Here is a 20,999-nt window from a genome sequence, read left to right as displayed (position 1 = left end):
GTTACTTGCCCGCTTCGGCCGCTTTCACGGTCATCGGCGGGTTCGGCCACAGGCCGTACACGGACGGCGCGTACAGCGCCTCGACACGCGTCGGCGGCAACCCGAACGTGCCGACGTTGTTCAGCCGCACCGTGTACTCGACCGAGAATTTGCCCTTCGGCAGATAGTCGTAGTACGCGCGGTAGCCGTCGAAGTCGCGCTCGATGAACGCCGGCCACGCGCCGTCCGGCGTCTTCTCGCCCTGGGTCGCGGCTTCGGAGTCGCGGCCGAGGCCCGAACCGAGGATCGTCGAACCGGCCGGAACCGGATCGTTGACGACGACCCAGGTCATGTCGCTCTGCGCATCGATGTCGAGATGCATGCGCACGACGTCGCCGCGCGTCAGCACGCCCTTGACGGCGGGCGACACGGGCGTGACGGTCTTCGTGATCCGGTAGCCGGCCGCGAACGGCGAACGCAGCGGCACCGCCGCGAGGCTTTCGATCGTGGCCCACGGGCGGCCCGTGCCGTCCTGCGTGACGGACAGCGTGGCCGGCGCCTGCGACGCGCGCGGCCGCGGCAGCATTACGCTGCGGGCCGCGGCGGCGCGGGTGGCCGGGGTGGCCGACGCCGGCGTGTCGGCGGGAGAGGACGCGGGGGCCGATGCCTGCGACCACGAGATCGTGCGCGCGTCGCCGCCGAGCGCGACCTTCGTCGCGCCGGCCACCGGCGTGCTCTCGTAGGTGCGCGAGAAACGTTCGACCGCGAGCAGGCCGAGCGCATTCGACGTCGTGGTCTGCCATGCACCCTGGCGCTGCAGCGCGAGCAGGCCGGCCGTCACGCGCGGCATCTCGTCCTTCCACGCCGGGTCGCCCGCGAATTCCAGCGCGAGCCGTGCCGCGTTGGTCTCGTTGCTGGTCATCAGCCACCACAGGTCGTCGTCGCGTGCGGTCGAGAACACGAGCTGCGTGCCCTGGTACGTCAGGCGTGCCCGCAGGATCTGTTCGACCTGCGCGCGTTTCTCGTCGCGTTGCGGGATGTCCTTCACGCGCGTCAGGATCGCGTGATAGTCGATCACCGCGGAAGTCGGCCACTGGTTCGGCGCGATCTCGATCGAGCCGAGCATGCGGCCCTGCGCGGCGCCGTAGCGCGACAGCGCCTCGATCGCGGCGAGCTTGCGCAGGTCGCGATCCTGGCGCGGCGCCCACGGGTTGCGTTCGAGGCGGCCGTCGACGAAACGCGCGAGCCCGGCCTCGAGCTGCGTGCGCAGGTCTTCCGGCAGCGCGAAGCGCGGGTCGAGACGGCTCGCCTCGTCGGACACCACGAGCAGGTACGACGACAGCGTCGCGCTGCCGGCATGCGAATCGTCGGACGACGGCGGGAAGTAGCTCGCGAGCCCGTCGCTGTCGAGATACACGGGCATGCGGGCGATCAGCGCCTGCCATTGCGCGGGGTCGCGCAGGCCGATCGCGCGCGAGGTCTGCTGTTCGAGGCAGCGGTACGGATAGCGCTCGAACCAGCGCTTCACGCCGGGCAGCCCGTCGGCGAGCTTCGACTGCAGCGACACGGCGATGCCGCCGCGCGGCAGGCCTTGCGCGTTGTTCGCGGCGCCGGCCGGGGAGGCGATCGGCACCGTCAGCGTGCCGTCGACTTGCGCGAGGGTCGCCTGCTGGACCGTGACCGGCAGCGCGGGCACGACCTTCTGCGCGACCGCCAGCGCGTCGGACGCGCGCTTGCCGCCTTGCTCGGCCGCTTCGATGCGCCAGTTCAGCGCACCGGCCGCGTCGAGCGCCTGCTCGGGCACGGTGATCGTCCACGCGACCTCGGTGGCCGTGTTGGCCGCGAGCGAGACGGTTTGCGGCGCGACCTCGAGGCCCGTCACGCGCGGCGTCACGACAACCTGCATCGCGCGGTCGGTCGTGTTGCGCAGCGTGACCTGCGCGCGGAACGCGTCGCCTTCGCGCACGAGCGGCGGCAGGCCGGAGATCAGCTGCAGATCCTGCGTGCTGCGGATCGACGTGCTGCCGGTGCCGAAGCGGTCGGGGCCGACCGCCGCGATCGCGACGATCCGGAAGCGCGTGAGCGCGTCGTTCAGCGGCACCTCGACGGTCGCGCTGCCATTGGCATCCAGCGTCACGCGCGGATTCCACAGCAGCAGCGTGTCGAACAGTTCGCGCGTCGGCGCGCTGCCGCCGCCGCCGCCCGCGGGCACGGCCTTGCGGCCGAAGTGGCGGCGGCCGACGATTTCCATCTGCGCCGTGGATGTCTCGACGCCGTACGCGCGTCGCCGCAGCATCGCGTCGAGCAGGTCCCAGCTGTTGTTCGGCATCAGTTCGAGCAGGGCTTCATCGACGGCCGCGACCGCGATCTGCGTGCCGGCCGGCGCCGGTTGGCCGTTTGGCAGCGTGACCTTCACGTGCGCCTGCGCCTTGCTGCGCACCGTGTAGCGGGTCGCGTCGGTCGTCACGGTCACGCCGAGACGGTGCACGCCCGTGCCGACCTTGATTTCGCCGAGACCATAGCGGAACGCGGGCTTCGACAGGTCGACGAACGCGGTCGGCGCTTCATAGTGACGGCCTTCGCGCCAGAACGCGCGCGCCCATTCGACCGGCGCCTTCCAGCCCCACGTGAAGAACGAGTACCACGGCACTTCGCGAATCCGGCCGCGCAGCGCGAGCACCGACACGTAGACGTTCGGCCCCCACGATTCGCCGACCTTCAGGTCGACCGTCGGGTTCTTGCCGTTCAGCTCGACGATGTGCGTTTCCATCACGCCGCCGCGTTCGACCGCGACCAGCGCGGTGGCGTAGCGGAACGGCATGCGTACCTGGAAGCGGGCGGTTTCGCCTGGTTCGTACGCGGTTTTCTCGGGGATCACGTCGATCCGGTCGGTGTTGTCGCCGCCGAACCAGAGCTCGTCCTCGCGCGTGACCCACACCGACGTCGATGCGTTCGACGTGCGGCCGTCGCCGTCCTTGGCGACCGCGATCAGCTGCACGTTGCCGGCCTGTTCGAGCGTCGCGTCGCAAGCCATGCGGCCCTTGTCGTCGGTCTTGCCCGAGCACAGCACGCCGAGGTCGCGCGTGTCGCTCTTGTTGTCGTACGCATAGAAGCCGCCGACCATCCGCTTGCGCGACGACGTCGTGATGCGCGCGATGCCCTTGATCTCGATCGGCACCGACGCGCGCGGCTTGCCTTGCAGGTCGACCGCCAGTGCCTGCACGGGCACGCGCTGGCCGACCGATACCCAGCGGCCTGCCTTGATGCCGGCCACCACCGCGGCCGGCCACAGGATCGTGTCGCCGCGAATCGTCTGCACTTCGCCGTTCGGGTCGGCGAACGTCGCTTCGAGCGCGATGCGCTTCGGTGCGTCGACGTCGGGCAGGCCCTTGAGCGTGACCGAGCCCGCGCCGTTGCGGTCGAGCGTCAGCGGCAGCTTGTCGGCGATCAGCTTCGTCGCGTCGGGATCGTTGTTCGACGTCGATGCGTTGTCGCCGTCCTGCGAATCGTCGTCGGCATTGCCGTCGCCCGCTTCGGGGCGATACGGCGTGAAGCTGAAATCCTCGAAGCGATCGGCGAACGGCGGCGACGCCCACTTCATCAGCGCCGATACCTGCACCGGCAGGTTCGATGCGCCGCCGCCCGACACGTAGTCGATCTGCACCGCGAGCGGCGCTTCCTTCACGGCGACGAGCGGGCTCTTCTGCGCGTCGCGCGCGCCGATCGACCCCTTCAGCACCGGCAGGCGGAACGCCTCGACGCGGAAGCTGCCGCTGTAATAGGTGGCGGTCGGCGCGTCTTCCGGGCCGCCTTCGAGTTCGACGCTGTATTCGCCGAGCTTCGCGGCGGCCGGCAGCGTGAACTGCGTGTCCGCGCTGTGATCGGCGGCCCACGTGAGCGGCAGCTTGTAGGTCTGGCCCGTGCCGAGATGGCGGATCGTCACGCGCGTCGGGTATTGCGACGGGAACGCGAGGCTCTGCAGCGTCTCGGCGCGGATGAAATGCTTCATCGACACGGTTTCGCCGGCGCGCAGCAGCGTGCGGTCGAAGACCGTATGCGCGCGCACGGTGCGTGCGCTGTCCGTGTCGGTCGGCACGTTGAAGCGCCACGATTCGATTCCGCGGTTCCAGCCGGAGCTGACGAACGCCATGTCGGGGCCCGTCTTCGGATCGTTCACGCGGGCCGACACGAAGTAGTCGTCGAAGCGTTGCTCCGAGTCGGACGAGCTGCAGGCGCGCTTCGACTCGAACGCGCCGTCGATCTTCAGCAGGCCCTGCGCATCGGTCTTGCCGGACGCGATCTCGTCGCCGTTGCAGTCCGACACGCGGATCTGCGCGTTCGGCACCGGCTTGCCCTTGTCGAGCGTCGTGACCCACACGAGGTTGTTTTCGCGGCCCTGTTTCAGGTGCACGCCGAGGTTGGTGACGAGCACCGTGGTGCGCACGTACATGCTCGACGGCTTCGCGAGCAGCGAGCGGCCGAGCGCGGGCGACGCGAGTTCGAGCACGTAGAAGCCGGGCTTGTCGATCGGCACGCCGACGACCTCGAACGGGCGCAGCGCCTTCGGGTCCGCCTTCGGCAGCGTCAGCGCCTGCACGCCGGGCTGGCCCTTGAGCAGTGTCAGCGAACGCACGTCGATGCGGCGATCCTTCGGCGCGGGCGCCTTTTCGCCGGCTTCGCGCGGCACGTACACGGGATGCTGGCCCTTGCGTTCGAGCAGGCCGGGAATCTGGCGGTCGATCGAGCCGGCCGTCATCGACCAGTTGTCGAAGCGGTCGACCGTGCGCATCCACTGGCGGATCGCGGTGTCGTCGTCGACCTTCAGGTTCGAGAACTGCGCGCCCTGGGTGTTGAGGCCGTCGATATGCAGGTCGGCCTCGACGTTGCGCAGCGTGACGGGCACGAGCGCGGGCGAATCGGGTTCGGCGAAGCGCTCGACGATCCCGAAGGTGCCCGACGAGAATTTCGCGAGCGGCGGCATCGGCGCGGTGCGCGTCGCGAGCGGGAACAGGTCGGCGTTCGACAGCGAGCGGTCGGTCACGTCGTGCAGGCCCGACGGCAGTTCGATCGTCAGGCCGGCCTGTTCGGGCAGCGGCGGGTTGAACGTGACGGTGGTGACTTCCTCGCTCTTGTCGTCGGCCGCGAAGGTCGGCGCGAGCGTTCCGTCAGGGCCGCGCAGCTTGATCGCCTCGGCGTGCTTGCGCGAGATCGGCGCGTTGAACGACAGCGTGAGCGGGCGCAGCGGCGTGCAGGGCGCCTTCGCGTTCTCGCGTTCGCACGAGAAGCTCGCGGCGAACGGGGCCCGCACGGTGAAATCGAAGCGGCGCTCCGTTTCGTTCGGGATCCCGCTCGGGCCCGTGACGCCCTTGCCGTACACGAGCTGCATCTTCGCGCTCGCCGGCAGCGCCTGGGCGCACGACAGCGTCAGCACGCGCGCGGCATCCTTCTTCAGGCCGAAGTGATCGAGCAGCGCGTTGCGCGCATCGTCGTCGGCGGCCGTGACGGGAATGCGGTTGCCGATGCCGGCCGCTTCGCACCAGATGTTCGCGAGCGCCGAGCGCGGTTCGGCCGGGCCGTTCAGCTTCAGCACGAACATCTGCCGCTCCTCGATCTCGCGCGAGCCGGGGCGGACGTTCACCGGGAACGGGCCGCCCGTCTGGAACGTGAAGCGGCGCGGGCCGCTGGCCGCGTTGCCGGCGACCGAGCGCAACGTGTCGTTGAGCGCGACCGAGCAGCGCACGCCGGGCGGCAGGTCGTTTTCGAAATCGTAAACCCAGGTCTTGTCGTCGAGCCAGTGGCCCTGGCCGCGCGCGGCCGTGGAGTCGTTGCAGGTCACGCGTGCCGGATTCGGCGCGGAGGCCGAGCCGAACGCGACCATCGGTTCGTCGAACTTGACGACGGTTTGCCGGACCTCGGTGACGGTGCCTTGCGGCGACACGCTCACCGTGCGCGCCGCGCCCGCATGCAGCGACAGCGCCGTGGCGCCGCCGAGCGCCGCGACGGCGCCGATGCGCCAGAGCAGCCGGGTGGTGTGGTTGGTTCGTTTTGCTTTGTTCTGTTTGTCGTGCTGCTTCATCGCTCGTTGCCCTTGGAGGGAAGCTTTCTGTTTGATTGCACGGGATTCTAACCGACCGACCTGCGCACGCATCGCACTGCACAGTGTGTCGTCGGCGTGCGACACTGAGGTGCGTGCCGCAGATTTGTCGCGTCAACGACACAAAAATGCAGCGAAATGTCGATTGTCTCGGATTGCGGAACATTTAATGGACTATAAAAAGATTGTTCGATCCGATTTGTGCGCGTACATTTCAGGTCCGCGCCAATGTTTGAGAAATATCAAGCGTGGTTTTCCCGAATCCGGTGTTCGAGAGAAGGAAACATGCACAACGACAACACTCCCCACTCGCGTCGCTCGGGCGACGCAGCCGTAACAGGCATCACACGGCGTCAATGGCTGCAGGGCGCACTGGCGCTGACGGCGGCGGGCCTCACGGGCTCGCTGGCGTTGCGGGCCCTGGCCGACGATCCCGGCACCGCGCCGCTCGATACGTTCATGACGCTCTCCGAAGCAGTGACAGGCAAGAAGGGGTTGAGCCGCGTGCTCGGCCAGCGCTTCCTGCAGGCGTTGCAGAAGGGTTCGTTCAAGACGGCCGACAGCCTGCCGCAACTCGCCGGCGCACTCGCGTCCGGTTCGCTGAATCCCGACCAGGAAGCACTCGCGCTGAAGATTCTTGAAGCGTGGTATCTCGGCATCGTCGATAACGTCGTGATTACCTACGAAGAAGCATTAATGTTCAGCGTCGTATCCGATACGCTCGTGATCCCGTCGTATTGCCCCAACAAACCCGGCTTCTGGGCCGAAAAACCGATCGAGAGGCAAGCCTGATGGCCGATACCGATACGCAAAAGGCCGACGTCGTCGTCGTCGGGTCGGGTGTCGCAGGCGCGATCGTCGCGCACCAGCTCGCGATGGCGGGCAAGTCCGTGATCCTGCTGGAAGCCGGCCCGCGCATGCCGCGCTGGGAAATCGTCGAGCGCTTCCGCAACCAGGTCGACAAGACCGATTTCATGGCGCCGTACCCGTCGAGCGCGTGGGCGCCGCATCCGGAATACGGCCCGCCGAACGACTACCTGATCCTGAAGGGCGAGCACAAGTTCAACTCGCAGTACATCCGCGCGGTAGGCGGCACGACGTGGCACTGGGCCGCGTCGGCGTGGCGCTTCATCCCGAACGACTTCAAGATGAAGACCGTGTACGGCGTCGGCCGCGACTGGCCGATCCAGTACGACGACATCGAGCATTACTACCAGCGCGCCGAAGAGGAACTCGGCGTGTGGGGCCCGGGCCCCGAGGAAGACCTGTACTCGCCGCGCAAGCAGCCGTACCCGATGCCGCCGCTGCCGTTGTCGTTCAACGAGCACACGATCAAGAGCGCGCTCAACGGCTATGACCCGAAGTTCCACGTGGTGACCGAGCCGGTCGCGCGCAACAGCCGCCCGTACGACGGCCGGCCGACGTGTTGCGGGAACAACAACTGCATGCCGATCTGCCCGATCGGCGCGATGTACAACGGCATCGTGCACGTCGAGAAGGCCGAGCAGGCTGGCGCGAAGCTGATCGACAGCGCGGTCGTCTACAAGCTCGAGACCGGGCCGGACAAGCGCATCACCGCCGCGGTCTACAAGGACAAGACGGGCGCCGACCATCGCGTCGAAGGCAAGTACTTCGTGATCGCCGCGAACGGCATCGAGACGCCGAAGATCCTGCTGATGTCCGCGAACCGCGATTTCCCGAACGGTGTCGCGAACAGCTCGGACATGGTCGGCCGCAACCTGATGGACCACCCGGGCACCGGCGTGTCGTTCTACGCGAACGAGAAGCTGTGGCCGGGCCGCGGCCCGCAGGAGATGACGTCGCTGATCGGTTTCCGCGACGGCCCGTTCCGCGCGACCGAAGCCGCGAAGAAGATCCACCTGTCGAACATGTCGCGCATCAACCAGGAAACGCAGAAGATCTTCAAGGCCGGCAAGCTGATGAAGCCCGAGGAGCTCGACGCGCAGATCCGCGACCGTTCCGCGCGCTACGTGCAGTTCGACTGCTTCCACGAAATCCTGCCGCAACCCGAGAACCGCATCGTGCCGAGCAAGACGGCCACCGACGCCGTCGGCATCCCGCGCCCCGAGATCACGTATGCGATCGACGACTACGTGAAGCGCGGCGCCGTGCACACGCGCGAGGTCTACGCGACGGCCGCGAAGGTGCTGGGCGGCACCGAAGTCGTCTTCAATGACGAGTTCGCGCCGAACAACCACATCACGGGCGCGACGATCATGGGCGCGGATGCACGCGACTCGGTCGTCGACAAGGACTGCCGCACGTTCGACCATCCGAACCTGTTCATCTCGAGCAGCTCGACGATGCCGACCGTCGGTACGGTGAACGTGACGCTGACGATCGCCGCGCTTGCGCTGCGGATGTCGGACACGCTGAAGAAGGAAGTCTGACCGTGCGGAAATCTACTCTCACCTTCCTCCTCGCCGGCTGCCTCGCGCTGCCGGGTCTCGTACGCGCGGCCGATGCGGCCGATCCGGCGCTGGTCAAGCGCGGCGAATATCTCGCGGTCGCGGGCGACTGCATGGCGTGCCACACCGCGAAGGGCGGCAAGCCGTTCGCGGGCGGTCTCGGCATGCCGGTCCCGATGCTCGGCAAGATCTACACGAGCAACATCACGCCCGATCCCGAGACGGGCATCGGCAACTGGTCGGCCGAGGACTTCGAGCGCGCGGTGCGCCACGGGGTGTCGAAGAACGGCGACAACCTGTATCCGGCGATGCCGTATGTGTCGTACGCGAAGATCAACGACGACGACGTGCAGGCGCTGTACGCGTACTTCATGCACGGCGTCGAGCCGGTCAAGCAGGCGCCGCCGAAGAACGAGATCCCCGCGCTGCTGAGCATGCGCTGGCCGCTGAAGATCTGGAACTGGCTGTTCCTGAAGGACGGGGTCTACCAGCCGAAGCCGGCGCAGAGCGCCGAGTGGAACCGCGGCGCGTATCTCGTGCAGGGCCTTGCGCACTGCAGCACGTGCCACACGCCGCGCGGCATCGCGATGCAGGAGAAGTCGCTCGACGAAACGGGCGGCAGCTTCCTGTCGGGCTCGGTGCTCGCGGGCTGGGACGGCTACAACATCACGTCCGACGCCAATGCGGGGATCGGCGGGTGGACGCAGCAGCAGCTCGTCCAGTACCTGCGCACCGGTAGCGTGCCGGGCCTCGCGCAGGCGGCCGGCCCGATGGCCGAGGCGATCGAGCACAGCTTCTCGAAGATGACGGAAGCCGACATCGGCGCGATCTCGACGTACATTCGCACGGTGCCGGCCGTCGCCAGCGGCGATGCGAAGCAGTCGCGCGCGTCGTGGGGCAAGCCGGCCGAGGACGGCCTGACGCTGCGCGGCGTCGCGCTCGCGTCGTCGGGCATCGATCCGGCCCGGCTCTATCTCGGCAACTGCGCGACCTGTCACCAGATGCAGGGCAAGGGCACGCCGGACGGCTATTACCCGCCGCTGTTCCACAACTCGACGGTCGGCGCATCGAATCCGACCAACCTCGTGCAGGTGATCCTGAACGGCGTGCAGCGCAAGGCCGGCAGCGAGGACGTCGGGATGCCGGCGTTCCGCCACGAGCTGTCGGATGCGCAGATCGCCGCGCTGACCAACTACCTGACCGGGCAATTCGGCAATCCGGCCGCGAAGGTGACCGAGCAGGACGTCGCGAAGCTGCGTTGATGCGGCGCGCGACGAAGCAGGGCGATAACTGACAAGAGGAGGAGCACAGCAGATCGGGTCGTTGCCCGATGCCGGTTGTTGCAGAGCGGGGCGGGCGGCGCAGGCGGCCGCCCGTCCTGGTTCATTCGCAATCCGGTGCGCCGGGCGTGTTTTCGCCGTGCGCATCGCTTTCGTTGATCGACACCATGACACCGAATCAACCGTTTCTCGCGTCCCAGCGCGATGTGCTGCTGCTGCTTGCCCGGATCCTGCTCGTGATCCTGTTCGTCATGTTCGGCTGGAAGAAGATCGTCGACTTCCCCGGGACCATCGCGTTCATGGGTTCCGAAGGCGCGCCCGCGCCGATCATCTCCGCCGCGATTTCCGTCGTGATGGAGCTGTTCGTCGGGATCGCGATCCTGGTCGGTTTCCAGACGCGGGCGCTCGCGCTGCTGCTGGCGCTCTATACGATCGGCACCGGCATCATCGGTCACCACTACTGGACGATGACGGGCGGCGAGCAGATCAACAACATGATTCATTTCTACAAGAACATCGCGATCGCCGGCGGCCTGCTCGCGCTTTGCGCGGCGGGCCCCGGTCGTTTTTCGATCGATCGCGGATAAACGGACCCGGGGCGCGCGCATGGGGCGCGCGCTGGAAGGTCGAGACTCCGAGGGGGCATCATTTTGCGACTCAAACATTTCGCATGGCTGATCGCGGCTGCCACACCGGCGGCCGCTTTCGCACAGACGAGCGTGACGCTGTACGGCCGCGTCGACGGCGGCATCGAATACCTGAACCACATCGCGAAGCCGAATGGCGGCAGCGGGACCCGCTGGAGCGCGGAAAGCGGCGACTGGGGCACCAGCATGTTCGGGCTGAAGGGCATCGAGGATCTCGGCGGCGGGCTGTCGACGGTCTTCAACCTCGAAACCGCGTTCCAGGTGATGAACGGCCAGACCGGCGGCGGCCGCATGTGGTCGCGGCGCGCGTACGTCGGGCTGAAGAGCAACACGTGGGGCCAGCTGCAGGCCGGCCGCAACCTGTTCATCGACAGCGACGGCGTGTGGGAATTCGACCCGTTCGTGCAGCAGGCGTTTTCGTCGGCCTCGCTCGTGCGCGGCCGCAACTGGCAGCAGACCAGCAACAACATCGAATATCACAGCCCGGTGATCGGCGGCTTCGACGTGCAGGCGCAATACGCGTTCGGCAACCAGTCGCGCGGCTTCAACTACGGTGCGGCCGACGATTTCGGCCGCTCGGACGGGATCATGATCTCGTACCACTCGCCGTTGCTCGACGTGCGCGGCATCTACGACGAACTGCGCGACAACAACGGCAAGTTCAGCAACATCTTCACCGCGTCGCGCGAGTATTTCGTCGGTGCGAACGTGAAGGTGTCGAAGTTCAAGATCCAGGGCGCGTATACGCATTACCAGGCGCCGGACAGCCCGGCCGGTGTCGCCGATCGGGCCGATCACTACTGGCTCGGTGCGACTTACACCGCGACGCCGCAGTGGGCGGTGACGGGTGGCGGGTACTACGTGAAGGTGGGCGACGGCGGCGGCGATGCGTCACACGATCCGTCGGGGCACGCGATGATGTACGTGTTAGGGACCACGTACAACCTGTCGAAGCGCACGTTCCTGTATGGGACGGTTGCGTATGTTCGGAATGGCGGGAATTCGAATTTCTCGCTGCTCGCGACGCCGCGTGATGCGACGTCTGGGACGAGTCCGATGACGGGTGAGTCGCAGACGGGCGCGTATGTGGGGATGATGCATACGTTCTGAGCAGGCGGTTACGCGACCGGTACGCAATGCACGGGCGGTAGCTGCCCGTGCGTTGTTGTGTTTAGAGTGTGTGAACGGTGTCGATCAGAACGCGCACGCGTCGGTCGTGGTGAGCGTCGCGAACGGCCCACCAAGCGTCGTGTTGTGATGCGCGACGATCCGCTCGGCCGGCAGCTCCGGCGTGTCCATGCAGGTGTGCGCATCGGTCACGAGCACCGCACGAAAGCCGTGATCGGCGGCCGCACGGCAGGCCGTATCGACGCAGTACTGGGTCTTCATTCCCGCGATGACGATCTCGCCGATGCCGGCTTCGCGCAGCCATTCGGCGAGTCGCGTACCTGCGAAGCTGCTCGACTGCGCCTTGTCGAACACGATGTCACGCTTCATATCGATCGCGAGTTCCGGCACCAGCGCGGTCAGCGGGGAACCGGGCGCGATCGGCGAACCGGCGGGCCCGGTGTGACGCACGGCGAACACCGGCGCACCGGCTTCATGCGCACGACCGATCAACCGGTTGATGTTCGCGAGCACGCGCTCGCCGTCGTATGGCCGCTCGGGGCCATGAAACAGGCCGACCTGCATGTCGACGACGAGCAGTGCACGTTTCGGGGAAGTAACTTCGGACATTGCGTTTCTCCTGAGTGACCGATACGGACGGAGAAACGACAAGACCCCGTCCGGAACCGGCGGGGCCTGTGAGGGATCGCGCTACGACCTTGCGCGCACTCGCCGCACGAGCCCGCCGAAGGCGGTCGTGCGCGTCGTGGTCGAGGGGGTGGTCGTGATGTGGCGCATGGAGCGATCATGCACGATGCACGCGCGCCACGTCAATCCTGCATCGCGCATCGGCCACCAGTCAGTCGAGTGCCTTCCCGGCCTTTTCATCCATGCAGCGGACAGCAAGCAGCGTCATCGCGCCACACCCGATCGCATACCACGCAGGCGCGTTCGGATTCCCGGTCGCCGCGATCAGCCACGTGACGAAGAATTGCGCGAAGCCGCCGAAGATCGCGACGCCGACGCTGTACACGAGCGCACCGCCGGTGGCGCGCACCGCACGCGGGAACAGCTCGCCAAGCATCGCGCCCGTCGCGCCGATGTTGATCGCATGCACGATCGACAGCGCGGCGATGATCGACAGCAGCGATGCGGCGCCCGGCCAGCGGTTCAGCGCGATGAACGCCGGGTAGATCGCGGCCATCAGCACAATGCGCGTCCACCAGACGATCCGGTTGCGCCCGTAGACGTCGGACAGGTGGCCGCCGATCGGCGTCACGAGCATCAGGATCGCGCCCGCCACACAGCCGGCCGTCATCGACAGCCACGTCGGCAGGTGCAGCACCTGCACGCCGTAGATCGCCATGTAGAACACGATGATGTAGTGGATCGACGTGCCGCCGATCGTCACGCCGAGGCCTGCGAACACGGCCTTGCCGTGATGGCGCAGCACGTCGGCGAGCGGCAGCGATGCAACCGGCTCGTCGTGTGCGGCGGCAGGCGCGGCGGCCGGCACTTCCTCGACGGTGCGGCGCAGCCAGTAGCCGAGCGGCACGAACAGCGTGCCGATGATGAACGGCACGCGCCAGCCCCAGCTTTCGAGCTGCGCGGCATTCAGCGTCGACGTCAGCGCGACGCCGGTCAGCGCGCCGGCGAGCGCGGCGAGCCCCTGGCTCGAGAACTGGAACGACGCGTAGAAGCCGCGACGATGCTGCGGCGCCTGTTCGAGCAGCAGCGTCGTCGACGCGCCGACTTCGCCGCCCGACGCGAACCCCTGCAGCAGGCGCGCGAGCACGAGCAGCAGCGGTGCGGCGAGCCCGATCTGCGCGAAGGTCGGCGCGACCGCGATCGTCGCGGTGCCGAGCGCCATCAGCAGCAGCGTGAGGATCATCGCCTTCTTGCGGCCGGCGCGGTCGGCATACATGCCGATCACGAGCCCGCCGAGCGGGCGCGTGACGAAGCCGACGCCGAAGCTCGCCACCGCGAGCATCAGTTGCCCGAACGGCGAATGCACGGGAAAGAACAGCTTGCCGATCAGGATGGCGAAGAAGCTGTAGACCGTGAAGTCGTAGAACTCGAGCGCGTTGCCGACGGCGGCGGCCGCGATCAGCCGGCGTTTCTTCGCGGCGGCGCGTGCATCGACCGGCGTGCCGGCGAACGAAAGAGCGGACGTTTCCATGTGGGGCTCCCCGGTTGGGCGCGAAACGATGGGGTAAAGGGCCGTCAGGCGGCGAGCCAGGCTTCGGCGATGCGAACCCAGTAGCTCGCGCCGATCGCGAGGATGTCGTCGTTGAAGTCGTAGCCGGGGTTGTGCACCATGCAGCCGCCCTTGCTGCCGATCCCGTTGCCGATTAACGCGTAGCAGCCGGGGCGCGCTTCGAGCATGAACGCGAAATCCTCGCTGCCCATCAACGGCGCGGCGTCGGTTTCGACGCGTTCGGCGCCGAGCATCTGGCGCGCGATGTCGGCCGCGAACGCGGTCGGCTCCGCGTGATTGACGAGCACCGGGTAGCCGTAGTCGTAGTCGACTTCCGCCGTGACGCCGAAGCTTTCCGCCTGGCCTTTCGCGAGCGCTTCGATGCGGCGCGCGAGCAGCGCGCGCACGTCGGCGTTCAGCGCGCGCACCGACAGTTTCATCGTGACGGTTTCGGGAATGATGTTGAACGTCTCGCCGGCCTGCACGCTGCCGACCGTGATCACGGCCGCATGCTGCGCGTCGACCTCGCGTGCGACGATCGTCTGCAGCGCGACCATGATGCTGCCCGCGGCCGACATCGGATCGCGCGCGAAATGCGGCATCGCGCCGTGGCCGCCGACCCCGCGCAGCGTGATCGTCACGCGGTCGGCCGACGCCATCGCGGCGCCGGTGCGGAAGGCCATGTCGCCGGCCGCGCGGCCCGGCATGTTGTGGATTGCGAAGATCGCATCGCACGGGAAGCGGTCGAACAGGCCGTCGTCCATCATCGCCTTCGCGCCGCCGAAGTTTTCCTCGGCCGGCTGGAAGATCAGGTTCAGCGTGCCGGAGAACTGGCGCGTGGCTGCGAGGTGGCGCGCCGCGCACAGCAGCATCGCGGTGTGGCCGTCATGGCCGCACGCATGCATCTTGTTCGCGTGGCGGCTCGCGTACGGCAGGCCCGTGGTTTCCGCGAGCGGCAGCGCGTCCATGTCGGCGCGCAGCCCGACCGTGCGCGTGCCTTGCCCTTCGCGCAGCACGCCGACCACACCCGTCTTGCCGATGCCGCGATGCACTTCATAACCCCAGCCGGCGAGCAGCTCGGCGACGAGATCGCTCGTGAGCGTTTCCTCGAACGCGAGCTCGGGATGAGCGTGGATGCGGCGGCGCACTTCGACCAGCTCGGGTGCGATCGCGGCGATACCGGGGATGACGGGGTTCACGGCTTGCAGCATGGTATCTCCTGTGGGGCAGGTGGGCGTTTGACGCACATATGACGAGCAAGCATATAAATTTCTTTTGTGTACCAGAAGCTGATAAATTGCTTTGGTGCTCACCACCGGTTGCCGCTCGGGAATACCCTGAGCCGGCGTGTGCCGCGCAGCACGGGGTTTCCACGGATCACGCGTCGCCGCCATGAAATACCATCAGCTGAAAGCGTTCGTCACCGTCGCGGAAGAGGGGAGCATTCGCGCGGCCGCGCGGCGCCTGAACGTGTCGCCGGCGGCGCTGACGAAGGCGGTCAAGGAACTGGAGATCGCGCTCGGCGTATCGCTCGTCGTGCGCACCGCGCGCGGCGTGCAGCTCACCGCGTTCGGCCAGCAGTTGCAGGTGCGCGCGCGGCTGATCGTCGCCGAAATGCAGCGCGCCCGCGACGACATCGAGCAGGCGCAGGGCGCGATGACGGGCTCCGTCGCGGCGGCGATCACGCCGGCCGCCGCGGTGACGATCCTGCCCGACGCGTTTCGCGCATTCCGGCGCCGCTTCCCGGTGGCGCGCGTCAACCTGATGGAGGGTTTTCCGGGCGTCGCGCTGCCGCGCCTGCACGACGGTTCGCTCGATTTCGCGGTGGCCGTCGTCGTGCCCGAACTGCTGGCGGCCGAATTCGATCACGCGGAGCTGTATGCGAGCCGGTCGCTGATCGTCGCCCGCAAGGGGCATCCGCTCGCGTCGGCCACGTCGCTCGCCGAGCTCGTCGAAGCCGACTGGCTGATGAACCCGTCGCCGGAAAGCTCGACGCAGGTGCTGTTCAATTCGTTCGTCGCCTACGGGCTGCCGGTGCCGGCGCGTGTCGTCGAGTGCCCGAGCTTCGGGCTCGCGCGCAGTCTGATGATGGAATGCGACCTGATCGCGTCGATGCCCGAGCAATTGCTGCAGGCCGAATGGGCGCGCGACCAGCTCGCGGTGCTGCCGATCCGCGAGCGCCTGCCGGGCGTCTCGGTGCAGGTCATCACGCGTCGCGACAGCCCGCTGACACCGGCAGCGGCGATGCTGCTCGACTGCCTGCGTGATTCCGCGCGGCGCAAGGGGCTGCGGTGAACCGGTGCCCGCGGTCGGCGATCTTCAATGCATCGTCATCCTGATGATTATTCGTGCGGCGTTGCCGTCGTTTGATGGGCACGCGGCTTGCGCAGCAGGCACGCCGTTCCTGCGCATGCCGCGCGAGCCGGTATCATAGCGGCCGGCCCGCCGCTCCGGCCGGCCTCCAACAACATCGCCATCCGGCATCCAGCAATCAGAGGCATTTCATGACCAGTGCAACCCAATTCGACAACGTATCGATCGTCAAGCGCGCGAACGTCTATTTCGACGGCAAGTGCGTGTCGCATACCGTGCTCTTCCCGGACGGCACGCGCAAGACGCTCGGCGTGATCCTGCCGTGCGCGCTCAACTTCGGCACGGACGCCCCCGAATTGATGGAAGTGCAGGCCGGCAAGTGCCGCGTGAAGCTCGACGGCAGCAGCGAATGGCAGACCTACGGCGCGGGCGAATCGTTCTCGGTGCCGGGCAAGAGCCGCTTCGACATCGAAGTGCTCGAGACGCTCGATTACGTCTGCAGCTACCTGTAACACGCCGCCGCGCTGCAAAAGAAAAGCCCCGCCGAAGCGGGGCTTGTCGCAAGCGGATGGCGCCAGGGCCATCCGAAGCGCCTGTTCTCGTTACAGGCAGGCGTTGATGTCGCCGGCCGACGATGCATCGCCACCGCGGAAACCTACCCAGGTCTTCGCATTGGCGGCGTTGGCCGGGCGCACGACGGCCGCGGCGCCATTCGGCGGCTGCTGGCCCGGCGCATACACGGCCATGGCGAGGCCGTTCGCGAGTTCATACTGCGACGTCACTTGTTGCTGTGACTTGTCGGCCCAGGTCTTGGCGATGCACTGCGCGACCTGGTCGGCGGGTTTCTGGCTTTGTCCCACGTTTTGCAGGGCAGAATCGGCTGCATGAGCAGAAAATGCCACGGTCAATGCGATGAGCGGTAAGTATTTCGCGTTCACGTTATCTCCCTCGAGTCGTGATTGATTGAGTGGGATGCGCAGCAGGACTGCGTAACAGTGAGATCGCATCGGGCGAGCACGGTTCCGGCTATTCCGAAACAAGATGTTAACGCGCTTGCCAAATGGCGGCTCCGATGCTCTGCACTTTGCTGCGGCACAGCATGCATTGCGTGCGGCACGACGTCATGCGCGGCGTGGTCGGCGCGCTGCCCGGTCGTATGGTGACGTGACGGTCGCGGCGAACGGCATGTGTCTTCATGCCGTGCCGTGACTCTTTATTGGATCGCGAAGTGGAATGGCTGGATGGATGGCCCCGTCGCATGAGCACCATGATGACAAACTTTCGCCCGTCGAATTGTTAACCAACTTTAAACACGGGAAGCGGTGGAATGCGATGCGAGACGCGTGCCGCATCGCGAGCGCAAGCGGTGATGCGAGCGGAGCGTGCGCGGCGAGGGGGCCGCGCAGTGCAGTGGGTCAGCCGGCCTTGCGCGTGCCGATGTCGCGCAGGTTGGCCGGGACGATCGGGCGGAAGCGTTCGCGCTTCTGTTCGTCGTCGAAGTGCTGGAGTGCGGGTTTGATCAGGTCGCTGCGCGACACGATGCCCGTGATGCGCATCGATTGCTCGTCGTCGACAACCGGCAGACGTTCGAGGCCGAGCATCGCGAGTCGCGACGCGACGACGCGGCACGTTTCGTGCGCCTGCGCGACCGTAGGCGCGCGGTCGGCGAATGCGCCCGCGATCGGCGTGTCGGCCGCGGCCCGTGCGCGCTGCGCGTCGAGCGTCGCGCGATCGACGAGACCGAGCAGGCGGCCGTTCTGCACGACCGGGTACGCGCGGTGCGTCTGCTTCGCGCCGAAGTACTGCGACTCGACGGCATCGAGCGTCGCTGCGCCGTCGATCGCGACGAGCCGGTCGGCCGACGTCATCACTTCGCCGATGTCGTGCCGCTCGAGCGGATCGACGCCGTATTCGCGATAGATGTGATAGCCGCGACGTGCGATCTTTTCCGTCATGATCGAGCGCTTCATCACGATGGTCGCGAAGCCGTGCGCGACGAGCGTCGCCGCGAGCAGCGGCAGCAGTGCGTTCGCGTCGTGAGTGAGGCCGAACGCGAACACGATCGCGGTCAGCGGGGCGCCAAGCGTCGCGCCGAGCGTCGCGGCCATGCAGACCAGCGGCCACAGCGCCGGGTCGCCCCCCGGCAGCACCGGCGACAGCACGGTGCCGAGGCCGGCGCCGAGCATCAGCAGCGGGGCAAGCACGCCGCCCGACGTGCCCGAGCCGAGCGCGATCACCCACATCACGGCCTTCACGATCAGCAGCGCGAGCGCGATCTTCAATGCGATGTGCTGATGCAGTAGATCGCCGATCACGTCATAGCCGACACCGAGCGCGCGCGGTTCGAGCCAGCCGCCGATGCCGATCACGACCGCGCCGAGCGCGGGCCACCACATCCAGTGCACCGGCAGCTTCGCGAAGGTGTCCTCCACACGATACAGCGCCGCCGACAGGCCGCACGCGAGCATGCCCGACAGCAGGCCCGCGACGATGCACGACAGCAGCGCGACGGGCGTCGGTGCGGCGGTGGTCAGCGGAAACAGCGGATCGACGCCGAAGAACACGGCGCGGGCAAAACCGGCCACCGCGCAGGCGAGCGCGACCGGCAGGAAACTGCGCGGGCGCCATTCGAACAGCAGCAGTTCGACCGCGAGCAGCACGGCGGCGACCGGCGTGCCGAACACGGCCGTCATGCCGGCGGCCGCACCGGCGACGAGCAGCGTCTTGCGCTCGGCGGCGGTGACGTGCACGCACTGCGCGATCAGCGAGCCGAGTGCGCCGCCCGTCATGATGATCGGGCCTTCTGCGCCGAACGGGCCGCCGCTGCCGATCACGACGCCGGACGACAGCGGCTTGAGGATCGCGACCTTCGGCGACATGCGGCTCTTGCCGAACAGGATCGCCTCGATCGCTTCGGGAATGCCGTGGCCGCGGATCTTTTCCGAACCGAAGCGCGCCATCAACCCCACGATCAACCCGCCGATCACCGGCACGATGATCACCCATGCGCCCAGCGTGCTGTTCGCCGGCGATCGGTCGGCGAACGAGACCTGCTGGTAGAAGAACAGGTTCGTGAACAGGTGGATCAGGCTCAACAGCACGAATGCGGCCAGCGTGCTGAGCACGCCGATCCCGGCGGCGAGCAACGCGATCCTGGGCAGGCGGTCGTTGGTCGCGAAATCGCGTTTGTGTGGTGCGTTCATCGGAGTGGACAGAGCAGGGGTCAGTAATCGATCTGGGGAACCTGGAACGCGTCCTTGAGCGATCTCAGCTCGGCGCGGTGCATGGCCGCGAGACGCGCGAGCAGCGTCTCGCCGGCTGGCTCGAGGTGGACCTCGACCTGGCGGCGATCCGCTTCGCTCGTCTTGCGCTTCACGAGGCCGAGCGCTTCGCAGCGCGTGACCAGCGCGACGACGCCGTGATGCTGCGCCTGCAGGCGTTCCGCGAGTTCGCCGATGGTCGCCCATTCGCGATGCGGATAGCCCTTGATGTGCAGCAGCAGCAGGTATTGCAGCGGCGTCACGCCTTCGCTTTGCGCGGCGCGTTCGGAGAAGCGCTCGAAGCGGCGCATCTGGTAGCGGAACTCGGACAGTTGCTGGAAATCGCTTTTCGCCAGCGCGCGTCGGGTATCGTTCATCGGGGCGGTCGGACAGTCAGTTTCGGTAGCGATTAATATATCACAACATGATGTAAGTGGCCGGATCGGGGCGGATGGAAGGCATTCCGCGTTGCGCCGGCCGTTAGATGGCGTTACGTGCGCTGCATGCGCTACGCGGCCTCGCGCATTTGCGTCTGCCGATAAAGGCCCGTGACGAGATCCGTCTGGGTAATGATCCCGACGAGCCGGCGCGATGCATCGACGACCGGAATGTGGTGGTGGCCCGAATGCGTAAACAGCGGCACGAGCGCGGTGATCGGCATCGTCTCCGGCACGCACGCGACGTCGTGCGTCATCACGGTGGCGACGCTCGCCGGCTGGCCGCCGAACGATTGCGGCAGCCGCGCCGACAGGCGTTGCCACAGCGGGGTCGGACGGCGCAGTTGGCGCGTGAGGTCCGCGCGCGTGACGATGCCGGTCAGGCGGCCTTCGCCGTCGACGACCGGCAGCGCCTTCACACGGTGGCGGTCGAGCAGCGTGAGCGCGGCCGTCACCGACGTCGACGGCGCGACTTCGATCGCGTTCTTCGTCATCAGGTCGGCGCACGACAGCTGGCCGAACGTGCGTGTATAGGCCTGCATTTCGGTTTCGCGCAGCAGCGCTTCGAGATCGTCCGGATCGACGTCGAGCCATTCGCCGCGACGCTTCAGCACCGCATCGAGGTCGCCGCGCGTGAAGCCGCCGCGCGCCGGTGCGGCGCCGCCTGCCTGCGGTTTCGCTTCGGGGCGCACGCCGCCGTGCGGGTAGCGGTGCCCGGTCAGCGCGTGATAGGCGAGCGCGGCCGACAGCAGGACGGCCGATTGCAGCGCGATCGGCTCCAGCACGAAGCTGAACCCGAGCGAATGAATCGCGGGGCCGCCGACCACGGCCGTGAGCGCGACGGCGCCCGACGGCGGGTGCACGCAGCGCAGCACGAACATGCCGCCGATCGCGCACGCGATCGCGACCGCGGCGGCCGTGATCGGATCGGCGATCCATTGGGCGCACGCGACACCGACCGTCGCCGCGACGAGATTGCCGCCGATGATCGACCACGGTTGCGCGAGCGGGCTCGCCGGCACCGCGAACAGCAGCACGGCCGACGCGCCCATCGGCGCGACGAGCAATGGCACGAGGCCCGGCACGCCGGGCAGCAGCCGCATCGTCGCGCCGACCGTCGCGATGCCGACGAGCGCGCCCATGCACGAGCGCAAGCGCTCGCGCCAGCCCAGCGACATCGGATGGGGAATGAAGCTGTGCAGCCATTGCCGCAACGTGCGGCGCGACGAAGGGGAGCCTGACGACATGGACGGTAA

Annotated in this window: 15 protein-coding genes; 7 read left to right on the top strand and 8 right to left on the bottom strand. The window is 67.5% G+C overall.

From position 1 onward, the window contains the following. Position 1: 1 nt before the first annotated feature. On the bottom strand, positions 2–6,055 hold the full coding sequence (locus CFB40_RS26405; RefSeq protein WP_089432843.1) for an alpha-2-macroglobulin family protein: 6,054 nt from the start codon (positions 6,053–6,055) through the stop codon (positions 2–4). Between the two features lie 303 nt (positions 6,056–6,358). Between CFB40_RS26405 and CFB40_RS26400 the strand changes: the two genes are divergently transcribed. The 5 genes from CFB40_RS26400 (at position 6,359) to CFB40_RS26380 (ending at position 11,539) form a co-directional block, all read left to right on the top strand. Beyond that, a complete protein-coding gene (locus CFB40_RS26400) occupies positions 6,359–6,865 on the top strand; it encodes a sugar dehydrogenase complex small subunit (RefSeq protein ID WP_089427274.1) in 507 nt (168 codons plus the stop codon). Next, positions 6,865–8,484: a GMC family oxidoreductase gene (locus CFB40_RS26395; RefSeq protein ID WP_089427275.1), complete on the top strand. Its 1,620-nt coding sequence runs from the start codon at positions 6,865–6,867 to the stop codon at positions 8,482–8,484. The genes CFB40_RS26400 and CFB40_RS26395 overlap by 1 nt, the downstream gene beginning before the upstream one ends. Before the next feature lie 2 nt (positions 8,485–8,486). Continuing rightward, entirely contained in the window at positions 8,487–9,764 is a 1,278-nt protein-coding gene (locus CFB40_RS26390) for a cytochrome c (protein ID WP_089427276.1), read from the top strand. A 185-nt stretch (positions 9,765–9,949) separates the two neighbouring features. Beyond that, positions 9,950–10,369: a DoxX family protein gene (locus CFB40_RS26385; RefSeq protein ID WP_089429075.1), complete on the top strand. Its 420-nt coding sequence runs from the start codon at positions 9,950–9,952 to the stop codon at positions 10,367–10,369. Positions 10,370–10,432: 63 nt separating this feature from the next. Next, complete coding sequence (locus tag CFB40_RS26380; protein WP_046548031.1) at positions 10,433–11,539, top strand: porin; 1,107 nt, start codon at positions 10,433–10,435, stop codon at positions 11,537–11,539. A gap of 84 nt (positions 11,540–11,623) precedes the next feature. Here CFB40_RS26380 and CFB40_RS26375 read toward each other — a convergent pair whose 3' ends face one another. The 3 genes from CFB40_RS26375 to CFB40_RS26365 all read right to left on the bottom strand — a co-directional run bounded on the left by CFB40_RS26375 (position 11,624) and on the right by CFB40_RS26365 (position 14,944). After that, positions 11,624–12,166 carry a cysteine hydrolase family protein gene (locus CFB40_RS26375; protein WP_089432842.1) on the bottom strand — a complete coding sequence of 181 codons (543 nt, stop codon included), beginning with the start codon at positions 12,164–12,166 and terminating at the stop codon, positions 11,624–11,626. Positions 12,167–12,395: 229 nt separating this feature from the next. Further along, positions 12,396–13,715 carry an MFS transporter gene (locus CFB40_RS26370; protein ID WP_089432841.1) on the bottom strand — a complete coding sequence of 440 codons (1,320 nt, stop codon included), beginning with the start codon at positions 13,713–13,715 and terminating at the stop codon, positions 12,396–12,398. Between the two features lie 44 nt (positions 13,716–13,759). Continuing rightward, positions 13,760–14,944 carry a M20 aminoacylase family protein gene (locus tag CFB40_RS26365; protein WP_089432840.1) on the bottom strand — a complete coding sequence of 395 codons (1,185 nt, stop codon included), beginning with the start codon at positions 14,942–14,944 and terminating at the stop codon, positions 13,760–13,762. A 181-nt stretch (positions 14,945–15,125) separates the two neighbouring features. Between CFB40_RS26365 and CFB40_RS26360 the strand changes: the two genes are divergently transcribed. Then, the gene (locus tag CFB40_RS26360; RefSeq protein WP_089427280.1) at positions 15,126–16,028 is read left to right on the top strand and encodes a LysR substrate-binding domain-containing protein; all 903 of its coding nucleotides are present in this window, start codon (positions 15,126–15,128) and stop codon (positions 16,026–16,028) included. Between the two features lie 209 nt (positions 16,029–16,237). Then, a complete protein-coding gene (gene ppnP, locus CFB40_RS26355) occupies positions 16,238–16,558 on the top strand; it encodes a pyrimidine/purine nucleoside phosphorylase (RefSeq protein ID WP_021162026.1) in 321 nt (106 codons plus the stop codon). Positions 16,559–16,648: 90 nt separating this feature from the next. Here ppnP and CFB40_RS26350 read toward each other — a convergent pair whose 3' ends face one another. From CFB40_RS26350 to CFB40_RS26335, 4 genes are all read right to left on the bottom strand, one after another. After that, positions 16,649–16,984: a hypothetical protein gene (locus CFB40_RS26350; protein ID WP_021162025.1), complete on the bottom strand. Its 336-nt coding sequence runs from the start codon at positions 16,982–16,984 to the stop codon at positions 16,649–16,651. Positions 16,985–17,461: 477 nt separating this feature from the next. Continuing rightward, the gene (locus tag CFB40_RS26345) at positions 17,462–19,249 is read right to left on the bottom strand and encodes a chloride channel protein (RefSeq protein WP_089432839.1); all 1,788 of its coding nucleotides are present in this window, start codon (positions 19,247–19,249) and stop codon (positions 17,462–17,464) included. Between the two features lie 20 nt (positions 19,250–19,269). Then, positions 19,270–19,683, bottom strand: coding sequence for a MarR family winged helix-turn-helix transcriptional regulator (locus tag CFB40_RS26340; RefSeq protein WP_089427282.1), 414 nt, complete (start codon positions 19,681–19,683; stop codon positions 19,270–19,272). Positions 19,684–19,814: 131 nt separating this feature from the next. Further along, entirely contained in the window at positions 19,815–20,990 is a 1,176-nt protein-coding gene (locus tag CFB40_RS26335; protein WP_089432838.1) for an HPP family protein, read from the bottom strand. Positions 20,991–20,999: the final 9 nt, after the last annotated feature.

The sequence above is a fragment of the Burkholderia sp. AU31652 genome (assembly GCF_002223155.1).
Taxonomy (GTDB): domain Bacteria; phylum Pseudomonadota; class Gammaproteobacteria; order Burkholderiales; family Burkholderiaceae; genus Burkholderia.
The sequence above is the reverse complement of the archived record's forward strand: the minus strand, read 5'-3'. Positions and strand labels throughout refer to the sequence as shown.